The sequence below is a fragment of the Bacillus sp. FSL L8-0358 genome (assembly GCF_038593095.1).
GTDB lineage: Bacteria > Bacillota > Bacilli > Bacillales > Bacillaceae > Bacillus > Bacillus subtilis.
This window is the reverse complement of sequence record NZ_CP151962.1, coordinates 2998451-3022491: the sequence shown is the minus strand read 5'-3', so window position 1 is coordinate 3022491 and position 24041 is coordinate 2998451. Positions and strand designations below refer to the sequence as shown.

Here is a 24041-nt window from a genome sequence, read left to right as displayed (position 1 = left end):
TCATTCACATAGAGAATAAAAGGAGGTCATCATATGGCTGAATGGAAAACAAAACGGACATACGATGAGATATTGTATGAAACGTATAATGGCATTGCAAAAATAACAATCAACCGACCTGAGGTACATAATGCGTTTACCCCTAAAACGGTTGCTGAAATGATTGATGCGTTTGCTGACGCAAGAGACGACCAAAACGTTGGGGTTATCGTGCTTGCCGGTGCAGGGGACAAAGCATTTTGTTCAGGAGGAGACCAAAAAGTGCGGGGCCACGGTGGATATGTAGGAGACGATCAGATCCCGCGTCTTAACGTATTGGATCTTCAGCGTTTAATCCGCGTCATCCCGAAACCGGTTGTCGCGATGGTGTCCGGATATGCGATCGGCGGAGGCCATGTGCTTCACATCGTATGTGACTTGACAATTGCTGCGGACAACGCAATTTTCGGACAAACAGGACCTAAAGTGGGAAGCTTCGATGCAGGTTACGGTTCTGGCTACCTGGCTCGAATTGTAGGACATAAAAAAGCACGTGAAATCTGGTACCTATGCCGTCAGTACAACGCACAGGAAGCACTGGACATGGGTCTTGTCAACACAGTCGTTCCTTTGGAACAGCTTGAAGAAGAAACGATTAAATGGTGTGAAGAAATGCTTGAAAAAAGCCCGACCGCACTGCGCTTTCTTAAAGCTGCGTTTAACGCGGACACAGACGGACTTGCTGGAATTCAGCAGTTTGCAGGGGATGCTACCCTTCTTTACTACACAACAGATGAAGCAAAAGAAGGCCGTGATTCCTTTAAGGAAAAACGCAAACCTGATTTCGGACAGTTCCCTCGTTTCCCGTGATCAGCAATACTTAGTAAACCAACAGCTTGAGACTTTGCGGTCCAAGCTGTTTTCTTTTCAATACAGACATTTTACCTCGGAGATGATGACATGCTGACAGAACAGCCCAACTGGCTCATGCAGCGGGCACAGCTGACACCTGAGAGAATCGCTCTCATTTATAGAGACCAAACCGTGACATTTGCAGAATTATTTGCCGCGTCTAAGCGAATGGCGGCACAGCTTGACGCTCATTCGGTTCGGAAAGGGGATACTGCGGCTATTTTGCTCCAAAACCGTGCGGAAATGGTATACGCCGTTCACGCTTGTTTTTTGCTTGGTGTTAAGGCGGTGCTTTTGAATACGAAGCTGTCAACACATGAAAGGCTGTTTCAGCTGGAGGATTCGGGATCCGGCTTTTTATTGACAGATTCAAGCTTTGAGAAGAAAGAATATGAACACATCGTTCAAACGATTGATGTGGATGAACTGATGAAAGAAGCAGCAGAGGAAATTGAGATCGAGGCTTATATGCAAATGGATGCAACGGCAACGCTGATGTATACGTCGGGTACGACAGGAAAGCCCAAGGGAGTTCAGCAAACGTTCGGAAACCATTATTTCAGTGCGGTGTCGTCCGCTCTTAATTTGGGTATAACAGAACAAGACCGCTGGCTTATCGCATTGCCGCTCTTTCATATCAGCGGATTGTCCGCATTATTTAAATCTGTGATCTATGGAATGACTGTCGTGCTTCACCAGCGTTTTTCCGTAAGCGATGTGCTGGATTCTATCAACAGGCATGAAGTGACAATGATATCTGCGGTGCAGACTATGCTGGCCAGTCTTTTGGAAGAAACAAACCGCTGCCCTGAATCCATCAGGTGCATTCTTCTCGGCGGCGGCCCTGCACCGCTGCCATTGCTTGAGGAATGCCGTGAGAAAGGATTCCCTGTCTTTCAGTCATATGGAATGACAGAAACATGCTCACAAATTGTTACCCTGTCGCCGGAATTCAGTATGGAAAAGCTCGGATCTGCGGGGAAACCGCTGTTTTCATGTGAAATCAAAATAGAGCGGGACGGACAGGTATGTGAACCGTTTGTACACGGTGAAATCATGGTCAAAGGCCCGAATGTCATGAAAAGCTATTTTAACCGGGAAAGCGCAAACGAAGCCTCCTTTCAAAATGGCTGGCTGAAAACAGGTGATCTTGGTTATTTGGACAGCGAAGGCTTTTTATATGTATTAGACAGACGTTCAGATCTGATCATATCCGGCGGAGAAAACATTTATCCGGCCGAAGTGGAGTCAGTGCTGCTTTCACACCCCGCTGTGGCCGAAGCCGGGGTTTCAGGGGCTGAGGACAAAAAATGGGGGAAAGTGCCTCATGCCTATCTTGTCCTTCACAAGCCTGTGAGCGCAGAAGAATTGACTGCCTACTGCAAAGAACGCTTGGCGAAGTATAAAATTCCGGCAAAATTCTTTGTGCTTGACCGCCTGCCGCGCAATGCGTCTAATAAGCTCTTGCGAAATCAGCTGAAGGATGCGCGTAAAGGAGAACTGCTATGATCGAAATAGAAAAAATCACGCTTTACCATTTGAGCATGAATTTAAAGAAACCGTTTAAAAACAGTATCGAAACGCTTCAAGAGCGTAAATTTCTGATCGTGGAAGCCATTGATACATCAGGTGTCACAGGCTGGGGAGAGGTTTCTGCTTTCTCTTCGCCTTGGTACACCGAGGAAACCATTGGAACATGTTTGCATATGCTAAAAGATTTTTTTATCCCAAATGTCGTCGGCCGTGAATTCAATCACCCTTCAGAAGTGCCGGACAGCCTGGCGCGTTATAAAGGAAACCGTATGGCAAAAGCGGGACTTGAATCGGCTGTATGGGATATCTATGCCAAAAAGAAGGGCGTATCCCTTGCTGAGGCATTGGGCGGAACAAGAGATAAAATCCCTGCCGGGGTGGTAGTCGGCCTGGCGCCTCTTGACGATATGCTCAAGGAAATTGAGAGCTATCAAAAAGAAGGTTATCAAAGAATAAAAATTAAAATTCAGCCTGGGCAGGATGTGGAATTGGTCAAGGCCATCCGCAGCCGATTCCCAAATATTCCGCTTATGGCCGATGCCAATTCCTCCTACGAATTGAAGGATATCAGCCGTTTAAAGGAGCTTGATGACTACCATTTAATGATGATTGAGCAGCCCCTTCAATCCGACGATATCGTTGACCACCGCCACCTGCAGAAACATTTGAAAACGGCTATTTGCCTTGATGAGAGCATTTGTTCAGTTGATGATGCGAGACGGGCGATTGAGCTAGGAAGCTGCAAAATTATTAATATAAAACCTTCTCGTGTCGGCGGCTTAACAGAAGCCTTAAAAATTCATGATTTATGCAAAGAGCGTCATATGCAGGTTTGGTGTGGCGGAATGCTGGAAACAGGTATATCAAGAGCGCAGAACGTGGCGCTTGCTTCACTGCCTCAATTCACAATACCTGGCGATATATCTTCATCCTCACGCTATTGGGATGAAGATATTGTAACTCCTGATATTCGTATTGATAATGGATTTATTTCTGTGTCAAAACAGCCTGGTTTAGGGGTTGAGGTAAACCAAGACATTATGCGAAAATATGTGACCAAAATGGATGTTTTCACACAGCATGGTTAAGAAAAAAGCATTTTGCTATTTTGGAATAAATGACACTGTGCTGTTACAGTAAAAGTGTTCGTTGAATACATCCCTTCTCGTTTGGACCGGCTGCTGACCCAGCCGGTTTTTTTAATGTAAATTAGCTTGACAAAAATGGCCAAACGCGATAATTTTGCACAAATGAAACTTTTTGTCCTGTGTAAATAAAACATGCTTTTGGCTAATTTAATGTCACATGTCTAAGAACTGACAACATAAGATAAAACAATCGGACATTGATGGCAAAGAGGAGGAGAAATATGAGACGAGGGCTGATGGCAGCAGTACTTTTTGCGACCTTTGCTTTAACGGGATGCGGAACGGATTCAGCCGGAAAAAGCGCTGATCAGCAATTACAAGTGACAGCGACAACATCTCAAATTGCCGATGCAGCAGAAAACATCGGAGGTAAGCATGTAAAAGTCACCTCTTTAATGGGACCGGGGGTTGATCCGCACCTTTACAAAGCTTCCCAAGGTGACACGAAAAAATTAATGTCTGCCGATGTTGTTCTGTACAGCGGGTTGCATTTGGAAGGGAAAATGGAGGATGTCCTTCAAAAAATCGGCGAACAAAAACAATCGGCGGCAGTAGCTGAGGCCATACCGAAAAATAAGCTTATTCCCGCGGGGGAAGGCAAGACGTTTGATCCCCACGTCTGGTTCAGCATTCCGTTATGGATCTATGCGGTGGATGAAATTGAAGCGCAATTCAGCAAAGCAATGCCTCAGCACGCAGATGCCTTTCGGAAAAATGCCAAAGAGTACAAAGAAGATTTGCAATATTTAGATAAGTGGTCGCGTAAGGAGATCGCACATATTCCGGAGAAAAGCCGTGTGCTTGTGACTGCTCATGATGCGTTTGCGTACTTTGGGAATGAGTATGGATTTAAGGTAAAAGGCCTGCAGGGACTCAGCACAGATTCGGACTATGGATTAAGGGATGTTCAGGAGCTGGTTGATCTTCTGACAGACAAACAAATAAAAGCTGTGTTCGTAGAAAGCAGTGTATCTGAAAAATCAATCAATGCAGTGGTGGAAGGCGCTAAAGAAAAAGGCCATACAGTCACAATCGGCGGTCAGCTTTATTCGGATGCCATGGGTGAAAAGGGCACAAAAGAAGGCACATACGAAGGAATGTTCCGCTACAATATCAACACGATTACTAAAGCGCTTAAATAAAGAAAAGAGGTGAAGGATATGTTCCCTGTTGAGCTTGATAATGTGACGGTTGCTTATCATAAAAAGCCTGTACTGCAGGACATTTCGCTGCAGGTGCCGGAAGGAAAACTTATTGGCATTATCGGCCCAAACGGCGCGGGAAAATCAACCTTGATCAAAACGATTCTCGGTCTTGTGCCCCGAGCTTCCGGAGACATCTCTATTTACGGCAAAGACTATAAGGATCAGCGGACCAGAATCGGATATGTTCCGCAGCGCGGCTCGGTTGACTGGGATTTCCCCACAAGTGCGCTCGATGTCGTCCTAATGGGAAGATACGGGAGAATCGGTTTATTAAAGAGGCCAAAGAAAGCGGATGTGGAGATGGCGAAGGCCGCATTAGCAAAAGTCGGGATGCTTGATTATGCGAAGAGGCAGATCAGCCAGCTGTCAGGCGGCCAGCAGCAGCGGGTGTTTCTTGCCCGGGCACTCTGCCAGAACGCTGACATTTATTTTATGGATGAACCGTTTGCAGGTGTCGATGCAGCGACGGAGCGCGCGATTATGACGCTGTTGGCAGAACTCAAAGAAAAAGGAAAAACCGTGCTTGTCGTCCATCATGATCTGCAGACCGCCGAGGATTATTTCGATTGGATCTTACTGCTTCATTTTAAAAAAATCGCTTTCGGACCGGCGGAAAACGTTTTTACGATCGAAAACCTGCAAAAAACGTATGGAGGAAGGCTTACGTTTTTAAAAGATAAAGTGCTGGCAGAAGGACATAAGGAGTGAGCGCAATGTTTGAAAGTTTGTGGCTGCAGCTCCAGCATCCGAATACACAGTGGGTGCTGGCCGGTACGCTTTTGCTCGGGACGGCAAGTGGTGTTTTGGGCAGCTTTGTGCTGCTGAGAAAGCAAAGTTTAATCGGCGATGCGATGGCCCATTCAGCTCTGCCGGGAGTGTGTCTCGCTTTTCTGTTCACCGGGCAAAAATCACTGCCTTTCTTTTTACTGGGTGCGGCGCTCGCCGGACTGCTCGGAACGTTTTGTATTCAGCTGATTCCGCGGCTTTCAAAAACAAAGGAGGACTCGGCGATCGGGATTGTTCTTTCTGTGTTTTTTGGCGTCGGGATCATTCTGCTGACATATATTCAGCAACAGGGGGCGGGAAGCCAAAGCGGGCTTGATTCTTTTTTATTCGGCCAGGCTGCTTCATTGGTCAGGCAGGATATCATCCTTATAGCAGGAATATCCGCTGTTCTACTGCTCCTTTGTATTGTTTTCTTTAAGGAATTTACATTGATTACTTTTGATCTCGCGTTTGCAAAGGGATTAGGAATCCCGGTGCGTTTTTTAAACGGGCTTTTGGCTTGTCTGATTGTCTGTGCTGTCGTCATTGGGCTTCAGACTGTTGGTGTGATATTAATGGCGGCTATGCTGATTACACCTGCCATAGCTGCGAGATATTGGACCGAACGATTAACCGGGATGATCGTCATTGCCGGGATTACAGGCGGGGTCAGCGGAGTGGCCGGAACCCTGCTTAGCACCACGATGAAGGGAATGGCGACAGGGCCATTAATGATCTTATCTGCAACGCTGCTCTTTCTTTTTTCAATGATTTGCGCGCCTAAGCGGGGATTGGCTGCTAAAGCCATAAGGCTGATGAGGCTGCGGCGCAGAACAAGCAGGGAGCAAGTGCTTTTGGCGATTTATGAACAGTATGAAAAGAATAATCTTTGTGTAAATATTGAAAGTGTAAGAAAGAAAAGACGCCTATCCCCTTCATTATGCCTTAAGGCATTAAATGACTTGGAACAAGAGAGGTGCATTGAGCGTATCGAAAATGGGATTTGGCAAATCACAAGCAAAGGGGTAGAAAAAGGCTATCACACAGCTTTGAAGCAGCGGATGTATGAAGTGTATCTCATGCATGAAATGGAACTTGCCAATATAGAATCCGATCAGGACTACTTTGACCCGGACCGTTTACCGAGAGAAACGAGAGAGCGGCTTTATTCACTCTTAAAGCTGTATGGACGGATGCCTGAGCGTCGAAAAGCGTCTCATGATGCCGAGAAGGGACAGATCGCAAATGAGTTTTGAAGCATGGATTATAGCTACCGGTGTATTAGTCGGTGTAAGCTGCGGATTGATCGGCACATTTCTTGTGCTGAGAAGCATGGCGATGCTGGCCGACGCAATCAGTCATACAGTGTTGCTTGGCATTGTCGGCGCTTTTCTAGTGACGGGAAGTCTCGACGGGATTTCTATGTTTATCGGCGCAGCCGCAACCGGTCTATTAACGGCTTTCTTGGTTCAGCTTCTTCATAGCAAGGGGGTTCAATCAGATGCTGCCATAGGCGTTGTGTTTACATCTTTATTTGCAATCGGGGTTATTTTGCTTTCTGTGTATGGAGCGAATGTCCATCTCGATATTGAGCACTCGCTAATGGGAGAAATCGCTTTTGTGCCGTGGAATACGGTGACGGTATTCGGGGTTGATATTGGGCCGAAAGCGTTTTGGATGCTGGCATCTGTTCTGGTTTTAAACGTAGTGTTGATCAGTGTGTGCTATAAGGAGTTTAAAATCGCTTCGTTTGATCCTCAAATGGCTTTAGCCTTGGGAATACCGGTTTTGCTCATTCATTACGTGCAAATGGGCATGCTGTCCCTGACGACTGTTGCTTCCTTTGATTCGGTGGGTGCCGTATTGGTTGTGGCCATGCTGATTGTTCCGCCTGCTGCGGCACATTTGCTGACAGACCGGCTTCTTTATATGCTGATTCTCAGCGCGTTGATTGGCGGGCTGTCGGCGGTCATGGGCTATTTCTTCGCAACGTGGCTTAATGTTTCGATTTCAGGAGCGATGGCGGCCATGACAGGTGTATGTTATGCAAGCGCCTTTTTGTTTTCACCTGCAAACGGGGTCATAACTAAAAAGCTGAGAACACTCAACATGCAAAAAGAAAGAGCTGGCTGATGCAGCTCTTTCTTTTAATTATAAATCATGCGGCTTAAACGTTTTGCAGTCTGTTTCCCGGCTGTTTTCAGCCGTTTCACCAGTATGGCTGACAACATAAATGGCATCAGCGGTGCATTTGTTACCTTTGCCCCAATAAGAACAGTTGTTGACCTCACATAGAATTTTCTGCTCCATGCCATCCCCTCCTTATAAAGGTTCTGGATTAGTATAGCCGGCTGGCTTGCCCTCTATTCCTCCTGGCGGATATAGCGTTTATCTCGCATAAACATTTTCCAGAAGAAAAAGAAGCCCGGAAATAGAATGATAAATGCAACGATATACGTTGCAAACAGCGCTCTGAACGTTGCTGGCTCTGTGAAGCCTGACATGACTGTCACATCGGGATAAATCATATACGGAAGATGCGCCCGCCCGTACGCGTAGCTTGCGAGAAAATACTGTATCCCAATCGCAACAAGTGCAAGCCGCGGTTTTCCGATGTTTTGCCCAAAGCTCTTATTAGGCAGAAAAAGAGCGATTCCAGCAATGACAAATGTAATGAACGATGCAATAATCCAAGTAAAATCATTCAGCATTCCGCTGTACAGCCAGTTTGCTTCATTCCGCATTGTCACCATAATGCATACAGCAAACAACAGTGAAATCGGGCCGGTAATCAGGGCGCTTTTTCTGTAGGCTCGGTACGCATCCTGTTCCTCTGCCACATTTGAAACGTCTGCAAGCAGCAGGGAGGACAAAAATAAGGTGCTTAAAATCGCAAACCCGATAAATGAATAGGCGTTTGGGCTTGAAAAGATTTTAGACATATTTAAGTTATAGATTCCATCCGTTTTTTCTATAAACCCTCCGTGTGTCACAGGAAGCACCAAAATTAAAATAGCAGGAATGATAAAGCCGGAGATGCCGGAAATATATCTTAGCGTTTTCCGCTCCTTTGCTGTATTTGAAAAAACGAGAAATCCGCTTCGAATCGCCAAAAGCAGCAAAATCATGCTTCCGGGAATTAATAAAACGGTGCCGAGCACAAATGTCGCGCCAGGGAAAAAACTGAAAAGCGCCACGACGATGGCCACAATAAAGACGTTTGTGACCTCCCAAGTCGGGGACAAAAAGCGATTTGCAATATCGGTGGCCTTCATATGCTCCTTGTTTAAATAGATCATAGACCAAAATCCCGCTCCAAAATCCATTGTCGCCATGACGGCGTAAATAAACACAAAGCCCCAGATAATTGAGATGGCGATCAGAGCGTCAGTTGAAATCTCCATTTGTACGATCTTCCTTCCATTTGGTTTCCTGTTTGTGGAGCCATTACGACTCCGCTGTATTTAAATCTTCGTCAACCGGGTGCTTGCGGAAATAATACAGCAGCACGTAGACGACAGCTGCGCCTAACACGGCATAAACAAATGTGAAAAATAAGAACAGCACCCCGATCGAGCCAGTCGTTGTTACGACATCTGACGTTTTCAGCAGATGATAGATGACCCAAGGCTGCCTCCCCGTACATGCGAAAATCCAGCCGAATTCAATGCCGATGAGACTAAAAGGGCCTGCTGTCATGAAAATGACCAAAAGCCACGTTGGGAAACGGTCTTTCTTGAGCACCTTTCTCCAGACCACTCCGATAATGGAATAAAGAATAAGCAGCATGCCTACACCGACCATCGCATTAAACAGCGTGTGAATGAAAAGCGGCGGCCATTCATCTCTCGGAAATGCATTTAATCCCTTTACAACAGTGTCAAAACGGTTCGCTGCCAAAAAGCTTAAAGCCCATGGAATCTCGATTGCCCATTTTACTTTTTCTTCATTCGGGTCGGTAAAACCGCCTATAGCGAGCGGGGCGTGGGATCTTGTTTCAAACAGGCCTTCCGCACCGGCTAATTTTTCGGGCTGGTATTCGTACAGCATCTGTGCAGATTCGTGTCCGTTCAAAGCGGTCAGCAATGAAAAAATACCGCCGATCGTCAGTGCGAGCAAAAGGGCTTTCCGGTGAAAGAGATAGACCTTTTCCTTTTTCCTCGTCCGGATCATTTTATACGCCGCAACAGAAGCCACGATAAACGCACCGGTCATAAACGCGGACAGCACGACATGGCCGGCAGTGATAAAAAAGCTAGGATTAAAAAACGCAGCCCACGGGTCAACATCTGTAATTTTTCCGTTTAAAATTTTAAAACCGGCGGGCGTACCTTCAAAAGCGTGAACATTCGTAATCAGAACAGCGGATGCTGCTGCCCCGACTAACACAAAGAAAACAGCAACAATCCTCATTGCAGGTGACAAACGGTCTGCAGCGTATACATAAATCGACATGAAAAGGGCTTCAACAAAAAAAGCATAGATTTCAATTTGAAATGGCAGGGACATCACCCGGCCGATGACTTCCATAAATCCCGGCCATAAGAGCGCGAGCTGAGTGCCCGCGATCGTTCCGGTCGGTATGGCGACCCCCAGCAAAACGGCTTGTGCTTTCGTCCATCTTTTCGCCATGATCGCATAATGGTCATCTTTCGTTTTTTGATAGATCAATTCCGCCACTAAAATCATGAGCGGGAGACCGACTCCAAGCGTTGCGAAAATGATATGAAAGCCCATTGTCGTGCCAAAGAGGCTTCTGGCCAAAACTAAATCATCCACAATCGTAAACCACCTTTCTAAAAAGACGTTCTGTATGTATTTTAGGTTTATTATTTGCTTCCTCGGTTAGATTATTCTTCCTATTCTTAAATGCCATGAGGTTTACGATGCGAAAACAGAGGGAAGGATATAAGAAGATTGACAAAACGTTTGTAAGGTTATAAAATAAAACGTAATTATTACGATTTATTGAAAGGAGATTCACATGAAAGAAGGAATTCATCCGAAGAACCACAAAGTGATATTTCAGGATGTCAACAGCGGCTACCGTTTTCTCAGCACCTCTACTAAAACATCTAATGAAACAGCAGAGTGGGAAGACGGCAACACATATCCTGTCATTAAAGTAGAGGTAAGTTCTGACACGCATCCGTTTTATACAGGCCGCCAGAAATTCAATGAAAAAGGCGGACGAGTTGAGCAGTTCAAAAAACGCTATAACATGGGGAAATAAGGCAGACCAGAGGGTTTGTCTTTTTTTATTATGACGAATAAACAAGGGTTGTGATATATTGAAGAGTAAAAAGAATAGAAAGGGACAACGAACATGAGTCTTCTAAATGATATTCTTGAATTTAACAAGACATTTACTGAACAAAGAGAGTATGAAAAGTATCAAACATCAAAATTTCCAGATAAAAAAATGGCGATTCTTTCTTGCATGGACACTCGTCTGGTTGAACTGCTGCCGCATGCGATGAATTTGCGAAACGGTGATGTGAAAATCATTAAAAGTGCCGGTGCGCTTGTGACACACCCATTCGGAAGCATCATGAGAAGTTTACTCGTCGCAGTGTACGAGCTGAATGCAGATGAGGTGTGTGTGATCGGGCATCACGATTGCGGCATGAGCAAAATCAGCAGCAAAAGCATGCTTGAAAAAATCAAAGCAAGAGGGATTCCGGAAGAACGCATCGAAACAATAAAGTACTCCGGTGTAGACTTTGATCAATGGTTTAAAAGTTTTGATTCAGTGGAAGCGAGTGTGAAAGACAGCGTAGACGTTATTAAACATCACCCGCTGTTCCCTGAAAACGTTCCGGTCCATGGCTTAGTCATTGATCCTAAAACCGGAAAACTGGATCTAATCGTAAACGGCTATAACAATTAATGTTTTTGTTTCTTTTCAGGAACGGGATCGACTCCTCCCGGATGGAACGGGTGGCATTTCAAAATCCGTTTGATTGTCAGCCATCCGCCTTTTAAAGCGCCATGCGTTTTAATCGCTTCGATTCCATATTGGGAACAGGTCGGATAAAAGCGGCATGTTGGCGGTGTCAGGGGCGAGATGAATTTTTGATATCCTCTGATCAGAGCGATGAATAGGGTTTTCATGTTTCTTCAGCAACCTTTCTGATGCAAGTATAAGAAAAAAAACACAGATTGAAAAGTTAATCAATAATTCTTATCGGAAAAGTATGTTATAATGAAATTACATTTTAAAAAAAGGGGAGAGTGCCATTATGCCTTCAGTAGAAAGTTTTGAGCTTGATCATAATGCGGTTGTTGCTCCATATGTAAGACATTGCGGCGTGCATAAAGTGGGAACAGACGGCGTTGTAAATAAATTTGACATTCGTTTTTGCCAGCCAAATAAACAGGCGATGAAGCCTGACACCATTCACACACTCGAGCATTTGCTCGCGTTTACGATTCGTTCTCACGCTGAGAAATACGATCATTTTGATATCATTGATATTTCTCCAATGGGCTGCCAGACAGGCTATTATCTAGTTGTGAGCGGAGAGCCGACATCAGCGGAAATCGTTGATCTGCTTGAAGACACAATGAAGGAAGCGGTAGAGATTACAGAAATACCAGCTGCGAATGAAAAGCAGTGCGGCCAAGCGAAGCTTCATGATCTGGAAGGCGCTAAACGTTTAATGCGTTTCTGGCTTTCACAGGATAAAGAAGAATTGCTAAAAGTATTTGGCTAAAATAGAAAGGACCTTTTTGCGCTTAAGCAAAAAGGTCTTTTTTGTGACGTCTCATATTTTGTGTACCATTTGCTGTAAGCGTTTGCTACTATTTAGGTAAACGATGAAAGGGTGATGGCATGAAAAAGATGTTGGTTGTTCTGCTTTTTTCTGCTTTTTTGCTTAACGGATGTGGATCTGGTGAAAGTAAAGCAAATACAGATGAGACGCCCGAGGTTTTGGATGTCAAGCTGACCGGGCCTGAAAAAGTAAATCCCGGAGAAAGCGCTGCTTATGAAGCAGCCGTAACATATGGTGATGAAGCTGTGACGGATGCCGATGAAGTAGAGTTTGAAGTATGGAAAGAAGGGGAAAAAGACGCAAGCCAAATGTTTAAGGCGAAACAAGAAAAAGGCGTATACCGATTGGAAACGACGTTTAAGGAAGATGGTGTATACACTGTCCAATCCCATGTCACAGCAAAAAAACAGCATAGCATGCCGACCTTAAAAGTCCAAGTCGGAGACGCCGATGCTGCCAGCAATCAGTCAGAAGAGGAGCATTCACATCATCATTGATTGTGTGAATCAGAGTGATTTTCTTGTGGCGGATCAATGGTATGCTTTACATTATAGGCTTTTACAGTCGTCCAAATGGTTACAAGCAAAACAGCCAGCACAATCAAAATACTTATCGTAATGAGAAGCGTCATGACATTCCACCTCCCGTTTTTTAACAATTGTAGCATAATAGTAGAAATCGTGACAGATAAGGGTAAAAAAGAGGTTTTAGCGTACGATATTAAGGGTATACATAGTCATATAACAAGGAGGAGATACCATGTCAGAACAATTGATTCAAGCAGTGAACAAACAAGTAGCCAACTGGACGGTCATGTATGTGAAACTACATAATTATCACTGGTATGTGAAAGGAAAAGATTTCTTCACGCTTCATGAAAAGTTTGAGGAGCTGTACAACGAAACGGCAACTTATATTGATGACTTAGCAGAACGTCTTTTGGCGCTGAACGGAAAACCGATTGCAACAATGAAGGAATCCTTAGAAACGGCTTCTGTCAAAGAAGCGGCTGGAAATGAAACAGCTGAACAAATGGTTCAAAGCGTATATGATGATTTCACAGTCATCGCGGAAGAGCTGAAAAACGGCATGGATTTAGCTGATGAAGTCGGTGACGAAACAACAGGGGACATGCTTCTTGCGATCCATCAAAATATTGAAAAACATAACTGGATGCTAAAAGCTTACCTAGGTTAAGTCCAAAAATAGAACGGCCGGATGTCTTAAAAAAGACGTCCGGCTTTTCTTTTTGTATCTGAAAAATAGGCGACAACCAGTCCATTTTTCTGAAAAATCCAATCCGTTCGGCTTGTTTTCCATAGAATATCGTAAGGCCGTTTCTGTGAAAGGATGTTGGGATAAATGGATAGAGACTTTGGCATCTTTTCGTTTTTAGCAGTCAGCGTTTCAGCAGCGGGTTTTTTCTTTGGAGGTTTTCAGTATTCATTTCTGATTTTGCTCTCTCTGATGGCAATTGAATTTATCAGTACGACTTTGAAGGAAACCATTATTCATAAACTGTCATTTATAAAGGTATTTGCCCGGCTTGTCAAAAAATTAGTCACGCTGGCTCTGATCTCTGTATGCCACTTTTTTGATCAGCTGCTGAATACAGAGGGATCAATTCGTGACTTGGCTATTATGTTTTATATTCTTTATGAATCTGTGCAAATTGTTGTGACAGCCAGCTCTCTTGGCATACCGGTTCCTCAGATGCTTGTCGATCTTTTAGAAACGTTAAAAAATAAATTTAAGCGCAAACCGTAACTTTTCCCTGTTCGCGGGTCATAATAAAGCCCAGAGCGTCGGTCGCACTTTCCGGCAAAAGCTATCGCAAAAAACTGTACGAGCTAGTCTGCATGCAGAACCTGACGGCGTGCTGGGTTTCCCTTATTTTTTGATAAAAGGCTTCCGAAGAAACGTAACTGTGGTATGATGTATGGAAGATAGCTAGGAACGGATTTGAGGGATAAACATGTACGAGTTTAAAGATTATTATCAGAATACTGTTCAGCTTTCCTTTGACGATCAGCCTTTCTCGGACAGCCCGAAGCATGTCTGGGTGATTTGCCGTTTTGGCGGCAAATGGCTTTTAACAGAACATGAGGACAGAGGCTATGAGTTTCCAGGCGGGAAAGTAGAGCCGATGGAGTGCGCAGAAGAGGCTGCGCTCCGGGAAGTAAAGGAAGAGACGGGCGCGAGAGTCAAAAGCCTCAAGTATCTCGGACAGTATAAAGTTCTCGGAAAAGAAAAAGTGATTGTAAAAAATATATATTTTGCAGATATAGAAAAGCTTGAAAAGCAGGCTGATTACTTTGAAACGAAAGGCCCGGTTTTGTTTCACGAGCTGCCGGAGAACCTTTCCCGCAATAAAAAATTCAGCTTTATTATGAAGGATTCCGTTCTTCCGATCAGCTTGAAAAAACTGAAAGAATCTGGATGGATTGAATAAAAAACCCGGCACATATGCCGGGTTTTTTATGTCCTCCCCTTCGTCCATTTCTTTTCCAGCAGCTCGACGCCCTGATACATCAGAGTGGCGAAGATGGCGATGATCAGCAGGCTTAAGAAGACGAGTGTAAAATTGAAGACTTGGAATCCGTAAATAATCATATATCCTAATCCGACCTTCGAAACGAGGAATTCCCCTACAATGACGCCAACCCATGATAAGCCGACGTTCACTTTTAGTGTTGAAATAATCGCGGGGGAGGATGCAGGCAGTATGACTTCTTTAAAAATAACCCACTTTTTTGCGCCGAATGTTTGCATGACTTTCGTATAGTTTTCGTCGACCTCCTGGAAGGCGGTGTAGACAACGATGGTTGTGATAATGACGCTGATGATGGCTCCCATCGCAATGATGCTGATAAAACTGGGGCCGAGCGCGACAATCAGGATTGGGCCTAGGGCCACTTTCGGCATTGCGTTCAAAATCACAAGATACGGATCTAAAATTCTGGCAAGTCGGTTAGACCACCATAACAAAGCGGCGAGGCACGTGCCCATAAACGTCCCAAGCAAAAAGCCAAGCACCGTTTCAAATAAAGTGACGCCGATGTGTGACAGTAAAGAACCGTCACCAAGTTTCTCCAGCAATAATCGCCACACAGCTGATGGAGAGCTGAAGATCAGCGGATCGATCCAGCCCTGCCTGCTGGAGATTTCCCAGCCCGAGAAAAAGAGAATAAATATGGCAAGCTGAAAGGAATGGACCTTCCACTTTTCCTTTTTCTGTTTGAATTGATACTGCTCGTGAAGCAGATCAATGGTTTCTTTGCTGTTTCTCAAGAGAATTCAGCTCCTTCCATATCGTTTGAAACAGTGTCTGGAAGGAAGGTTCCTGACGGGCGTCAAAAGGCAACATCGCGGCCAATTCCTTAGGAATGGTAAAAATCTGATGGATGGTGCCCGGCTGATTTGAAAATAAAAAGATCGTATCGCTCATCGCTATCGCTTCCCCTATATCATGAGTGACAAGCACTGCTGTTTTTTGATATTCCTTTAATGTGCGGAATACCAGGTTTTCCAAAGACAGCTTTGTCTGAAAATCAAGCGCGGAAAATGGCTCATCCAGCAAAAGCAGACTAGGGTTAGGCGCAAGTGTTCTTGCAAGCGCAGCCCGCTGGCGCATCCCGCCTGACAGCTCTTTCGGATATTTTTTCTCCACATCTATGAGGCCGAACTCCGGCAATAGACCGAGTGCAGCGGCTTTGCTTTCTTCTGTCAGCGTGTCGGCGATTTTTAAACCGAGAAGCACATTTTCCTCGATAGATTTCCAGGGAAATAAGTAATCCTGCTGAAGCATATAGCCAATATTATGTTCTTTTTGATTCGGCTCACGGCCTTCAATCAGAACTCTGCCTTCTGATGGCTCAATCAAACCGGCAATAATGGAAAGCAGTGTTGTTTTTCCGCAGCCGCTTGGGCCGAGAAATGAGATGAAATCACCTTTTTCGGCATCGAAATGAATATCCCGCACAGCCGTTGTTTTTTCTTTAATAGAAAAATAAGTATGGGTTACATGGTCGACATGTAAGAAAGACATAGATGGCGCCTCCTATTTCTCCGAGGTGACTTTTTCAGCAATTTCTTTATTTACAAGCTGATTGTATGGAATGTGCTTCGGCAGTTCTCCCGATTGATCCATAATGGTTTGGAGAAGCTCCCATTCTTTTTCGTTAAGCAGAGGGTCTGGCGAATATGAATGCTGTTTTTTATAGCGTTCAATGGATGTTTCGATGACGTCTGGGTCGGTATCATCAAATTCATCTTTAATGGCATCTGTGATGTCCTTCGCAGAATGATTTTCAACCCACTGCTGCGCCTTATAAATGGCTTTTGTAAACTTGACGGCTGTGTCTTCATTTTTCTTCAAATAGCTTTGTTTCGCCATAAAAGTCGTATAAGGAACCTCTCCTGATTCTTCTCCGAATGAAGCCACGATATGGCCGATGCCTTTTTTCTCAAAGAGAGAAGCCTGCGGTTCAAAGAGTTGTACATACTCACCGGTTCCAGAAGCAAACGCATTGGCAATATTGGCGAAGTCTATGTTCTGGATGAGGTCTATATCCTTATGCGGGTCAATCTTATGTTTGTTCAGCACATACTCGCCGACCATTTGCGGCATGCCGCCTTTTCGCTGGCCGAGAAACGTTTTTCCTTTCAGCTGATCCCAGTCGAAGTGTTCAACATCTTCTCTCGCGACAAGAAACGTTCCGTCTGTCTGAGTCAGCTGGGCGAAATTAATGACGGGATCTTTAGCCCCTTGCGCTTCGACATAAATAGATGTTTCTGACCCGACAAGCGCGATGTCGGAGCCGTTGGAAAGAAGCGATGTCATCGTTTTGTCTCCGCCCCAGGTCGTATTCACATCGACATCAAGCCCTTCTTCCTTAAAAAAACCTTTAGACTCAGCAACATATAAAGGTGCGTAAAAAATTGAATGGGTCACTTCAGCTACTTTGACTTTGGTGAGCGTTTCTTCCTGCTTGCAAGCCGCCAGGGCGAACATCAGAAAGATACTGCCGACACAGGCGAAGCCCAGCCTTAACCATCTGTTCACATAGACAACCTCCTTATTTCGCATCAAGTTAATATCCTTTTTTGCTTTACATATCGTATGATGGGTATAAAAATGTGTGAATGCCTAATCAGGTTCTCCGGATGTAATTTTGGAGTAAGGAAAGCATATAGAAAAAAAGGAGGCGGCTGTTTTGATTGTAGAGAAAAGAAGATTTCCGTCGCCAAGCCAGCATGTGCGTTTGTATACGATCTGCTATCTGTCAAATGGATTACGGGTTAAGGGGCTTCTGGCTGAGCCGGCGGAACCGGGACAATATGACGGATTTTTATATTTGCGCGGCGGGATTAAAAGCGTGGGCATGGTTCGGCCGGGCCGGATTATCCAGTTTGCATCCCAAGGGTTTGTGGTGTTTGCTCCTTTTTACAGAGGAAATCAAGGAGGAGAAGGCAATGAGGATTTTGCAGGAGAAGACAGGGAGGATGCATTTTCTGCTTTTCGCCTGCTTCAGCAGCACCCAAATGTCAAGAAGGACAGAATTCATATCTTCGGTTTTTCCCGCGGCGGAATTATGGGAATGCTCACTGCGATCGAAATGGGCGGGCAGGCAGCTTCATTTGTTTCCTGGGGAGGCGTCAGTGATATGATTCTTACATACGAGGAGCGGCAGGATTTGCGGCGGATGATGAAAAGAGTCATCGGCGGAACACCGAAAAAGGTGCCTGAGGAATATCAATGGAGGACACCGTTTGACCAAGTAAACAAAATTCAGGCTCCCGTGCTGTTAATCCATGGAGAAAAAGACCAAAATGTTTCGATTCAGCATTCCTATTTATTAGAAGAGAAGCTAAAACAACTGCATAAGCCGGTGGAGACGTGGTACTACAGTACATTCACACATTATTTCCCGCCAAAAGAAAACCGGCGTATCGTGCGGCAGCTCACACAATGGATGAAAAACCGCTGACAGTGAAATATGTTATGATAAAGAAAAAAGAGAACGAAAGGGGATTTCACTTTGGGAATGCCTGTTGAATTTAATACACTGATTGTGACAAAAGGAAAAGAAGTTCGCATAGATGAGAATATATTCACGTTAGAGAAGGACGGATACCGAGTATATCCGATGGAGATTCCAATGGATGTACGCAAAACAAAGTTTGGCGAAAAGTCAGGCACCGCTGAAGTGCAGAAGCTTCAATGGGAAGAAGGCCGTACCATCATTACATACAAGCTGACTTCTTTGCATTCCGTCAATTAAAACAAGCCAAGAGCATAATTGCTCTTGGCTTTTGTTTTTTATACGAGAGGGCCGCCTGCCTGGGCGATGGCATCGGTATGTGTGAACTTTTTAAAGTTCTCTTTGAATTCATTTGCAAGGTAGACTGCTTTTTCTTTGTATTCTTCCTTGTTGGTCCACGTGTTTTCAGGCTGAAGGATATGATCAGGAACGCCAGGAACATGTGCCGGAATGTGCAGGCCGAAAATATCGTCAGTTATCATTTCAGCATCCTCTAATTTACCTTCAATCGCTGCTTTGACCATTGCTCTAGTGTAAGAAAGCTTCATTCGTTCGCCTGTGCCGTAACCGCCCCCGGTCCAGCCGGTATTGACTAAGAAAACGTCTGCGCCGTGTTCATCGATCTTTTTGCCGAGCATTTCAGCATAGACGTGAGCAGGAAGCGGCAGGAACGGTGAGCCGAAGCATGTAGAGAACGTCGTTTCAGGAGACGTTACACCACGTTCGGTTCCGGCAAGCTTACTCGTGTAACCGCTCAAGAAATGGTACATGGCCTGCTCCTTCGTCAGTTTGCTGATCGGAGGCAGGACTCCGAAGGCATCAGCCGTCAAAAATACAATGGCTGACGGATGGCCGGCCATGCTTGGAGTCAAGATGTTATCAATCATATGAATCGGGTAAGCTGCCCGCGTGTTTTCAGTATAGAAGGAATCATCATAATTGGCTTCGCGTGTATCTTCATCAACAACGACATTTTCGAGAACAGACCCGAAGCGGATCGCGTTAAAGATTTGCGGCTCCTTTTCCTCGCTTAAATGAATGCACTTAGCGTAGCACCCGCCTTCAATATTAAAGACGCCTGTATCAGACCAGCCATGTTCATCGTCACCGATCAGCTTGCGGTCAGCATCTGCCGACAGGGTGGTCTTGCCTGTTCCTGACAGTCCGAAGAAAAGGGCGACATCGCCTTTTTCACCGACATTGGCGGAGCAGTGCATAGATAAAATATCTCTTTCAGGCAGCAGGAAATTCATAATGGAGAAAATGGACTTCTTCATTTCACCGGCATACTCAGTTCCGCCGATTAAGATCGTCCGCTTTTCAAAAGAGACAATAATAAACGTTTCGGAATGAGTGCCGTCTGTTTTTGGATCCGCTTTGAAATGCGGAGCAGAAAGAATGGTGAACGGCTGCTCAACTGTTTTCTTATCATTTCCTTCCGGACGGATAAACAGCTGCCGCGCAAATAAATTGTGCCATGCGAACTCATTTACGACAGTGATCGGCAGCCTGTATTTCTCGTCTGCTCCGGCAAATCCTTCGAAAACAAACAGTTCATCTCGCTCCTTTAAATAGCTGACAACTTTCGTATACAGCCGCTCAAACGCTTCTTCTGAAATCGGCTGATTCACCGGGCCCCAATCGATCTTATTTTTCGTGCTTTCTTCCTCCACGATGAATTTATCTTTAGGTGAGCGTCCTGTGTAAGCGCCTGTTGTCGCGCGAACAGCACCTGTGGATGTTAAAATGCCTTCGTTTCGGGAGAGGACTTTTTCTGTTAGCTGTGCTGCTGATAAATTATGACGCACATTTGGACATGTTAATAAGGCTTGTAAATCAGCGGTCAAATCAACTGAGTTCATATGAAACCTTCCTTTATCGTTTTTTGTGTTTTGCTAATTGTGAATTAGTATAACATATATTTTCAAATAGTCTATACTATTTATTATTTTTTGTGTGTGCATTTCCATTGTTTTCCCTCAATATAGGTGCCTATTTCTTCTGAATCATATTGACATTGCAAACCCTTTTACGATAAGATATTTCATTGAGCGGATACTCTTATCCCGAGCTGGCGGAGGGACAGGCCCTATGAAGCCCAGCAACCGGTTTCTCTGTTATTTATTATGTTCAACTGAGTGAGACAACCAAGGTGCTAACCTGTTGCAAGGTTGTATGATTCCTTGAGCGATAAGAGTGAAAGGCACAAAGACCAAACCCTTTCCTCGATGGAAAAGGTTTTTTTATTTCATAAATATGCCAATTAACATTCTCTAATATAACTGTACATTGTATAAGAGGGAGCGAGTTCCGTATCATATATACAAGGTCTTTCGGGAGGCCTTGTGCAGGAGGAAGCAAATCATGAGTAAAAATCGTCGTTTATTTACATCAGAATCTGTTACGGAGGGGCATCCGGATAAAATCTGTGACCAGATTTCTGACAGCATTTTAGATGAAATTTTAAAGAAAGACCCTAACGCGCGTGTTGCTTGTGAAACATCTGTGACAACAGGTTTGGTTCTTGTAAGCGGAGAGATCACAACTTCTACGTATGTTGACATTCCGAAAACGGTTCGCCAAACCATTAAAGAAATCGGATACACACGTGCAAAATACGGATTTGATGCGGAAACTTGTGCGGTTTTAACATCAATTGATGAGCAGTCTGCTGATATCGCGATGGGCGTCGACCAAGCGCTTGAAGCCCGTGAAGGCACAATGAGCGACGAAGAAATTGAAGCGATTGGTGCGGGTGACCAAGGATTAATGTTCGGTTATGCGTGCAACGAAACGAAAGAGCTTATGCCTCTTCCAATTTCACTTGCCCATAAATTAGCCCGCCGCCTAAGTGAAGTCCGTAAAGAAGATATTCTTCCGTACCTTCGCCCTGACGGCAAAACACAGGTAACGGTTGAGTACGATGAAAATAACAAACCAGTCCGCATTGACGCGATTGTGATTTCAACTCAGCATCACCCTGAAATTACACTTGAGCAAATTCAGCGCAACATTAAAGAACATGTAATCAATCCGGTTGTTCCTGAAGAGCTGATTGATGAAGAAACAAAATATTTCATCAACCCTACAGGACGTTTCGTAATCGGAGGGCCTCAAGGGGATGCGGGACTTACAGGACGCAAAATCATCGTTGATACGTACGGCGGCTATGCACGCCACGGCGGAGGCGCGTTCTCAGGTAAGGACGCGACGAAGGTAGACCGTTCTGCAGCTTATGCGGCAAGATACGTTGCGAAAAACATCGTTGCGGCTGAGCTTGCTGATTCTTGCGAAGTACAGCTTGCTTACGCGATCGGTGTTGCACAGCCTGTGTCAATCTCAATCAACACATTCGGTTCCGGAAAAGCTTCTGAGGAAAAATTGATTGAAGTTGTTCGCAATAACTTTGATTTACGACCTGCCGGCATTATCAAAATGCTTGATTTGCGCCGTCCGATCTACAAACAAACTGCTGCGTACGGCCACTTTGGACGTCACGATGTTGACCTTCCTTGGGAGCGCACAGACAAAGCGGAGCAGCTGCGTAAAGAAGCGTTAGGAGAATAATTTTATAGCCGCTTACTGGTTAAGCGGCTTTCCCTTTTTTATCGTTGTATTCATGTTTATTTTTTTACATAACTGTGAAACCAAATACTATTCACAGCGTCTATAAATAGGGGTTCAATGATGACAATTTTAATTATGGAGGCAATACTATGTGTGGATTTGTCGGGGTTTTTAACAAGCATCCGTTAGCTCAAACCGCTGATCAAGAAGAACTAATCAAACAAATGAACCAAATGATCGTTCACCGCGGTCCTGACAGTGATGGATATTTCCATGATGAGCACGTCGGCTTCGGATTCAGACGGCTCAGCATTATTGATGTAGAAAATGGCGGACAGCCTTTATCATATGAAGATGAAACATATTGGATTATCTTTAACGGAGAAATCTATAACTATATTGAACTGAGAGAAGAGCTTGAAGCAAAGGGGTACACATTCAACACGGATTCGGACACAGAGGTTCTTCTTGCGACTTACCGTCACTATAAAGAAGAAGCGGCGTCCAAACTGCGCGGTATGTTTGCCTTTCTGATTTGGAATAAAAACGATCATGTGCTTTATGGGGCAAGAGATCCATTCGGCATTAAACCGTTGTACTACACAACGATCAATGATCAGGTTTATTTTGCCTCAGAGAGAAAAAGTTTAATGGTTGCTCAGAATGATATTGAAATAGATAAAGAGGCATTGCAGCAGTACATGTCTTTCCAATTTGTTCCTGAACCAAGCACGCTTGATGCCCATGTGAAAAAAGTAGAGCCGGGTTCACAATTCACAATCCGCCCGGACGGCGATATCACATTCAAAACGTATTTCAAAGCGAACTTCAAGCCGGTTCAGACTGAAGAAGACAAGCTTGTGAAAGAAGTCCGAGACGCGATCTATGACTCTGTAAACGTTCATATGAGAAGTGACGTTCCTGTCGGTTCATTCCTGTCTGGCGGGATTGATTCTTCCTTTATTGTGTCTGTTGCGAAGGAATTTCATCCAAGCTTAAAAACATTCTCTGTCGGCTTTGAACAGCAGGGCTTCAGTGAGGTTGATGTAGCGAAAGAAACGGCAGCGGCGCTGGGCATTGAAAATATCAGCAAAGTCATTTCGCCTGAGGAATACATGAATGAGCTTCCGAAGATCGTTTGGCATTTTGATGACCCGCTTGCTGATCCGGCAGCGATTCCGTTGTACTTTGTTGCAAAAGAAGCGAAAAAACATGTTACGGTTGCTTTATCAGGTGAAGGAGCGGATGAGCTCTTCGGCGGATATAACATTTACCGTGAGCCGCTTTCGCTTAAACCGTTTGAACGGATTCCGTCCGGCCTGAAAAAGATGCTTCTGCACGTTGCTGCCGTTATGCCTGAAGGTATGAGAGGAAAGAGCCTGCTTGAGCGCGGCTGTACTCCGCTTCAAGATCGTTATATCGGTAACGCGAAAATCTTTGAAGAGTCTGTCAAAAAGCAGCTGTTGAAGCATTATAATCCGAACCTTTCATATCGCGATGTGACGAAGACTTACTTTACAGAAAGCAGCTCGTACAGCGATATCAACAAAATGCAGTATGTCGATATCCACACTTGGATGCGCGGCGACATTTTGTTAAAGGCGGATAAAATGACGATGGCGAATTCTTTGGAACTGCGTGTGCCGTTCTTGGATAAAGTCGTATTCGACGTCGCTTCAAAAATTCCTGATGAGCTGAAAACGAAGAACGGCACGACGAAGTATCTTCTTCGCAAAGCCGCTGAAGGAATTGTGCCTGAGCACGTATTAAACCGCAAAAAGCTTGGTTTCCCTGTACCGATCCGTCATTGGCTGAAAAACGAAATGAACGAATGGGTGCGGAATATTATTCAGGAAAGCCAAACGGATGCTTATATCCATAAGGATTATGTCCTTCAGCTTCTTGAAGACCATTGTGCGGACAAGGCTGATAACAGCCGTAAAATCTGGACTGTACTGATCTTTATGATCTGGCACAGCATCAATATTGAAAAACGGTATATGCCTGAAGAGCTGAGCCATCAGCCTAAAGAAGTCATCTTTGTGTAACAGACAACAAGGCTTTCGAGTAGTCGAAAGCCTTGTTGTTATCCTTTTATTTCTCCATCATCAT

Annotated in this window: 27 protein-coding genes and 1 riboswitch; of the genes, 18 read left to right on the top strand and 9 right to left on the bottom strand. The window is 44.7% G+C overall.

Going from position 1 to position 24041, the window contains the following annotated elements:
* The first annotated feature begins 33 nt into the window (after window positions 1–33).
* From menB to mntD, 7 genes are all read left to right on the top strand, one after another.
* On the top strand, window positions 34–849 hold the full coding sequence (gene menB, locus NYE49_RS15570) for a 1,4-dihydroxy-2-naphthoyl-CoA synthase (protein ID WP_003229054.1): 816 nt from the start codon (window positions 34–36) through the stop codon (window positions 847–849).
* A gap of 90 nt (window positions 850–939) precedes the next feature.
* Window positions 940–2400, top strand: a complete 1461-nt coding sequence (locus tag NYE49_RS15565; RefSeq protein WP_047183075.1) for an o-succinylbenzoate--CoA ligase — start codon at window positions 940–942, stop codon at window positions 2398–2400.
* The gene (menC, locus tag NYE49_RS15560; protein WP_047183074.1) at window positions 2397–3512 is read left to right on the top strand and encodes an o-succinylbenzoate synthase; all 1116 of its coding nucleotides are present in this window, start codon (window positions 2397–2399) and stop codon (window positions 3510–3512) included. Before NYE49_RS15565 ends, menC begins: the two co-directional genes overlap by 4 nt.
* A 281-nt stretch (window positions 3513–3793) precedes the next feature.
* Window positions 3794–4714, top strand: a complete 921-nt coding sequence (gene mntA / locus NYE49_RS15555; protein WP_047183073.1) for a manganese ABC transporter substrate-binding protein/adhesin MntA — start codon at window positions 3794–3796, stop codon at window positions 4712–4714.
* 18 nt (window positions 4715–4732) lie between these two features.
* Window positions 4733–5485: a manganese ABC transporter ATP-binding protein MntB gene (gene mntB / locus NYE49_RS15550; RefSeq protein WP_047183072.1), complete on the top strand. Its 753-nt coding sequence runs from the start codon at window positions 4733–4735 to the stop codon at window positions 5483–5485.
* Window positions 5486–5490: 5 nt separating this feature from the next.
* A complete protein-coding gene (gene mntC, locus NYE49_RS15545) occupies window positions 5491–6798 on the top strand; it encodes a manganese ABC transporter permease MntC (RefSeq protein ID WP_047183071.1) in 1308 nt (435 codons plus the stop codon).
* Window positions 6788–7675: a manganese ABC transporter permease MntD gene (gene mntD / locus NYE49_RS15540; protein ID WP_033884531.1), complete on the top strand. Its 888-nt coding sequence runs from the start codon at window positions 6788–6790 to the stop codon at window positions 7673–7675. Before mntC ends, mntD begins: the two co-directional genes overlap by 11 nt.
* An 18-nt stretch (window positions 7676–7693) precedes the next feature.
* Here the strand turns inward: mntD and NYE49_RS15535 are convergent, their stop codons facing one another.
* From NYE49_RS15535 to NYE49_RS15525, 3 genes are read right to left on the bottom strand one after another with little or no spacing between them, the layout of a single operon-like run.
* The gene (locus tag NYE49_RS15535; protein ID WP_003229069.1) at window positions 7694–7852 is read right to left on the bottom strand and encodes a DUF1540 domain-containing protein; all 159 of its coding nucleotides are present in this window, start codon (window positions 7850–7852) and stop codon (window positions 7694–7696) included.
* A 53-nt stretch (window positions 7853–7905) separates the two neighbouring features.
* On the bottom strand, window positions 7906–8946 hold the full coding sequence (locus tag NYE49_RS15530; protein ID WP_015384444.1) for a cytochrome d ubiquinol oxidase subunit II: 1041 nt from the start codon (window positions 8944–8946) through the stop codon (window positions 7906–7908).
* A 43-nt stretch (window positions 8947–8989) separates the two neighbouring features.
* Window positions 8990–10321, bottom strand: a complete 1332-nt coding sequence (locus tag NYE49_RS15525) for a cytochrome ubiquinol oxidase subunit I (RefSeq protein ID WP_047183070.1) — start codon at window positions 10319–10321, stop codon at window positions 8990–8992.
* Window positions 10322–10526: 205 nt separating this feature from the next.
* Between NYE49_RS15525 and NYE49_RS15520 the strand changes: the two genes are divergently transcribed.
* Window positions 10527–10775, top strand: coding sequence for a type B 50S ribosomal protein L31 (locus tag NYE49_RS15520; RefSeq protein ID WP_003219346.1), 249 nt, complete (start codon window positions 10527–10529; stop codon window positions 10773–10775).
* A 93-nt stretch (window positions 10776–10868) separates the two neighbouring features.
* Window positions 10869–11432, top strand: a complete 564-nt coding sequence (locus NYE49_RS15515) for a carbonic anhydrase (protein ID WP_014477744.1) — start codon at window positions 10869–10871, stop codon at window positions 11430–11432.
* Here NYE49_RS15515 and yidD read toward each other — a convergent pair.
* Window positions 11429–11656: a membrane protein insertion efficiency factor YidD gene (gene yidD / locus NYE49_RS15510; protein WP_003229076.1), complete on the bottom strand. Its 228-nt coding sequence runs from the start codon at window positions 11654–11656 to the stop codon at window positions 11429–11431. The genes NYE49_RS15515 and yidD overlap by 4 nt on opposite strands.
* A 128-nt stretch (window positions 11657–11784) precedes the next feature.
* On the opposite strand from yidD, the gene NYE49_RS15505 reads away from it, so the two are divergent.
* On the top strand, window positions 11785–12258 hold the full coding sequence (locus NYE49_RS15505) for an S-ribosylhomocysteine lyase (protein WP_003219361.1): 474 nt from the start codon (window positions 11785–11787) through the stop codon (window positions 12256–12258).
* 119 nt (window positions 12259–12377) lie between these two features.
* Entirely contained in the window at window positions 12378–12815 is a 438-nt protein-coding gene (locus tag NYE49_RS15500; RefSeq protein ID WP_015384442.1) for a FixH family protein, read from the top strand.
* Here the strand turns inward: NYE49_RS15500 and ytzI are convergent.
* Entirely contained in the window at window positions 12809–12949 is a 141-nt protein-coding gene (ytzI, locus tag NYE49_RS15495) for a YtzI protein (protein WP_003229081.1), read from the bottom strand. The two genes, NYE49_RS15500 and ytzI, sit on opposite strands and share 7 nt — an antisense overlap.
* A 128-nt stretch (window positions 12950–13077) precedes the next feature.
* On the opposite strand from ytzI, the gene NYE49_RS15490 reads away from it, so the two are divergent.
* From NYE49_RS15490 to ytkD, 3 genes are all read left to right on the top strand, one after another.
* The gene (locus NYE49_RS15490) at window positions 13078–13515 is read left to right on the top strand and encodes a Dps family protein (RefSeq protein ID WP_003229083.1); all 438 of its coding nucleotides are present in this window, start codon (window positions 13078–13080) and stop codon (window positions 13513–13515) included.
* 165 nt (window positions 13516–13680) lie between these two features.
* Window positions 13681–14085, top strand: a complete 405-nt coding sequence (locus NYE49_RS15485) for a holin family protein (protein ID WP_014477741.1) — start codon at window positions 13681–13683, stop codon at window positions 14083–14085.
* 208 nt (window positions 14086–14293) lie between these two features.
* Window positions 14294–14770 (top strand): RNA deprotection pyrophosphohydrolase, encoded by a 477-nt coding sequence (ytkD, locus tag NYE49_RS15480; protein ID WP_003229087.1) that lies wholly within the window; start codon window positions 14294–14296, stop codon window positions 14768–14770.
* A gap of 26 nt (window positions 14771–14796) precedes the next feature.
* On the opposite strand, the gene NYE49_RS15475 is transcribed toward ytkD, so the two are convergent.
* The 3 genes from NYE49_RS15475 to NYE49_RS15465 are packed head-to-tail and all read right to left on the bottom strand — an operon-like array spanning window position 14797 to window position 17383.
* Complete coding sequence (locus NYE49_RS15475; protein ID WP_015384439.1) at window positions 14797–15609, bottom strand: ABC transporter permease; 813 nt, start codon at window positions 15607–15609, stop codon at window positions 14797–14799.
* A complete protein-coding gene (locus NYE49_RS15470; RefSeq protein WP_003229092.1) occupies window positions 15584–16366 on the bottom strand; it encodes an ABC transporter ATP-binding protein in 783 nt (260 codons plus the stop codon). The genes NYE49_RS15475 and NYE49_RS15470 overlap by 26 nt, the downstream gene beginning before the upstream one ends.
* 12 nt (window positions 16367–16378) lie before the next feature.
* Window positions 16379–17383 (bottom strand): ABC transporter substrate-binding protein, encoded by a 1005-nt coding sequence (locus NYE49_RS15465; RefSeq protein ID WP_047183069.1) that lies wholly within the window; start codon window positions 17381–17383, stop codon window positions 16379–16381.
* Window positions 17384–17534: 151 nt separating this feature from the next.
* Between NYE49_RS15465 and NYE49_RS15460 the strand changes: the two genes are divergently transcribed.
* Window positions 17535–18308 (top strand): prolyl oligopeptidase family serine peptidase, encoded by a 774-nt coding sequence (locus NYE49_RS15460; RefSeq protein WP_003246204.1) that lies wholly within the window; start codon window positions 17535–17537, stop codon window positions 18306–18308.
* Window positions 18309–18359: 51 nt separating this feature from the next.
* The gene (locus NYE49_RS15455; protein WP_004398611.1) at window positions 18360–18602 is read left to right on the top strand and encodes a DUF2584 domain-containing protein; all 243 of its coding nucleotides are present in this window, start codon (window positions 18360–18362) and stop codon (window positions 18600–18602) included.
* A 38-nt stretch (window positions 18603–18640) separates the two neighbouring features.
* Here the strand turns inward: NYE49_RS15455 and pckA are convergent, their stop codons facing one another.
* Window positions 18641–20224 carry a phosphoenolpyruvate carboxykinase (ATP) gene (pckA, locus tag NYE49_RS15450; RefSeq protein WP_342410400.1) on the bottom strand — a complete coding sequence of 528 codons (1584 nt, stop codon included), beginning with the start codon at window positions 20222–20224 and terminating at the stop codon, window positions 18641–18643.
* Between the two features lie 196 nt (window positions 20225–20420).
* Window positions 20421–20559: riboswitch (SAM riboswitch) on the top strand.
* A 167-nt stretch (window positions 20560–20726) separates the two neighbouring features.
* Between pckA and metK the strand changes: the two genes are divergently transcribed.
* Window positions 20727–21929 carry a methionine adenosyltransferase gene (gene metK / locus NYE49_RS15445; protein WP_003229102.1) on the top strand — a complete coding sequence of 401 codons (1203 nt, stop codon included), beginning with the start codon at window positions 20727–20729 and terminating at the stop codon, window positions 21927–21929.
* Between the two features lie 149 nt (window positions 21930–22078).
* Window positions 22079–23977 carry an asparagine synthase (glutamine-hydrolyzing) gene (gene asnB / locus NYE49_RS15440; protein WP_004398625.1) on the top strand — a complete coding sequence of 633 codons (1899 nt, stop codon included), beginning with the start codon at window positions 22079–22081 and terminating at the stop codon, window positions 23975–23977.
* Window positions 23978–24041: the final 64 nt, after the last annotated feature.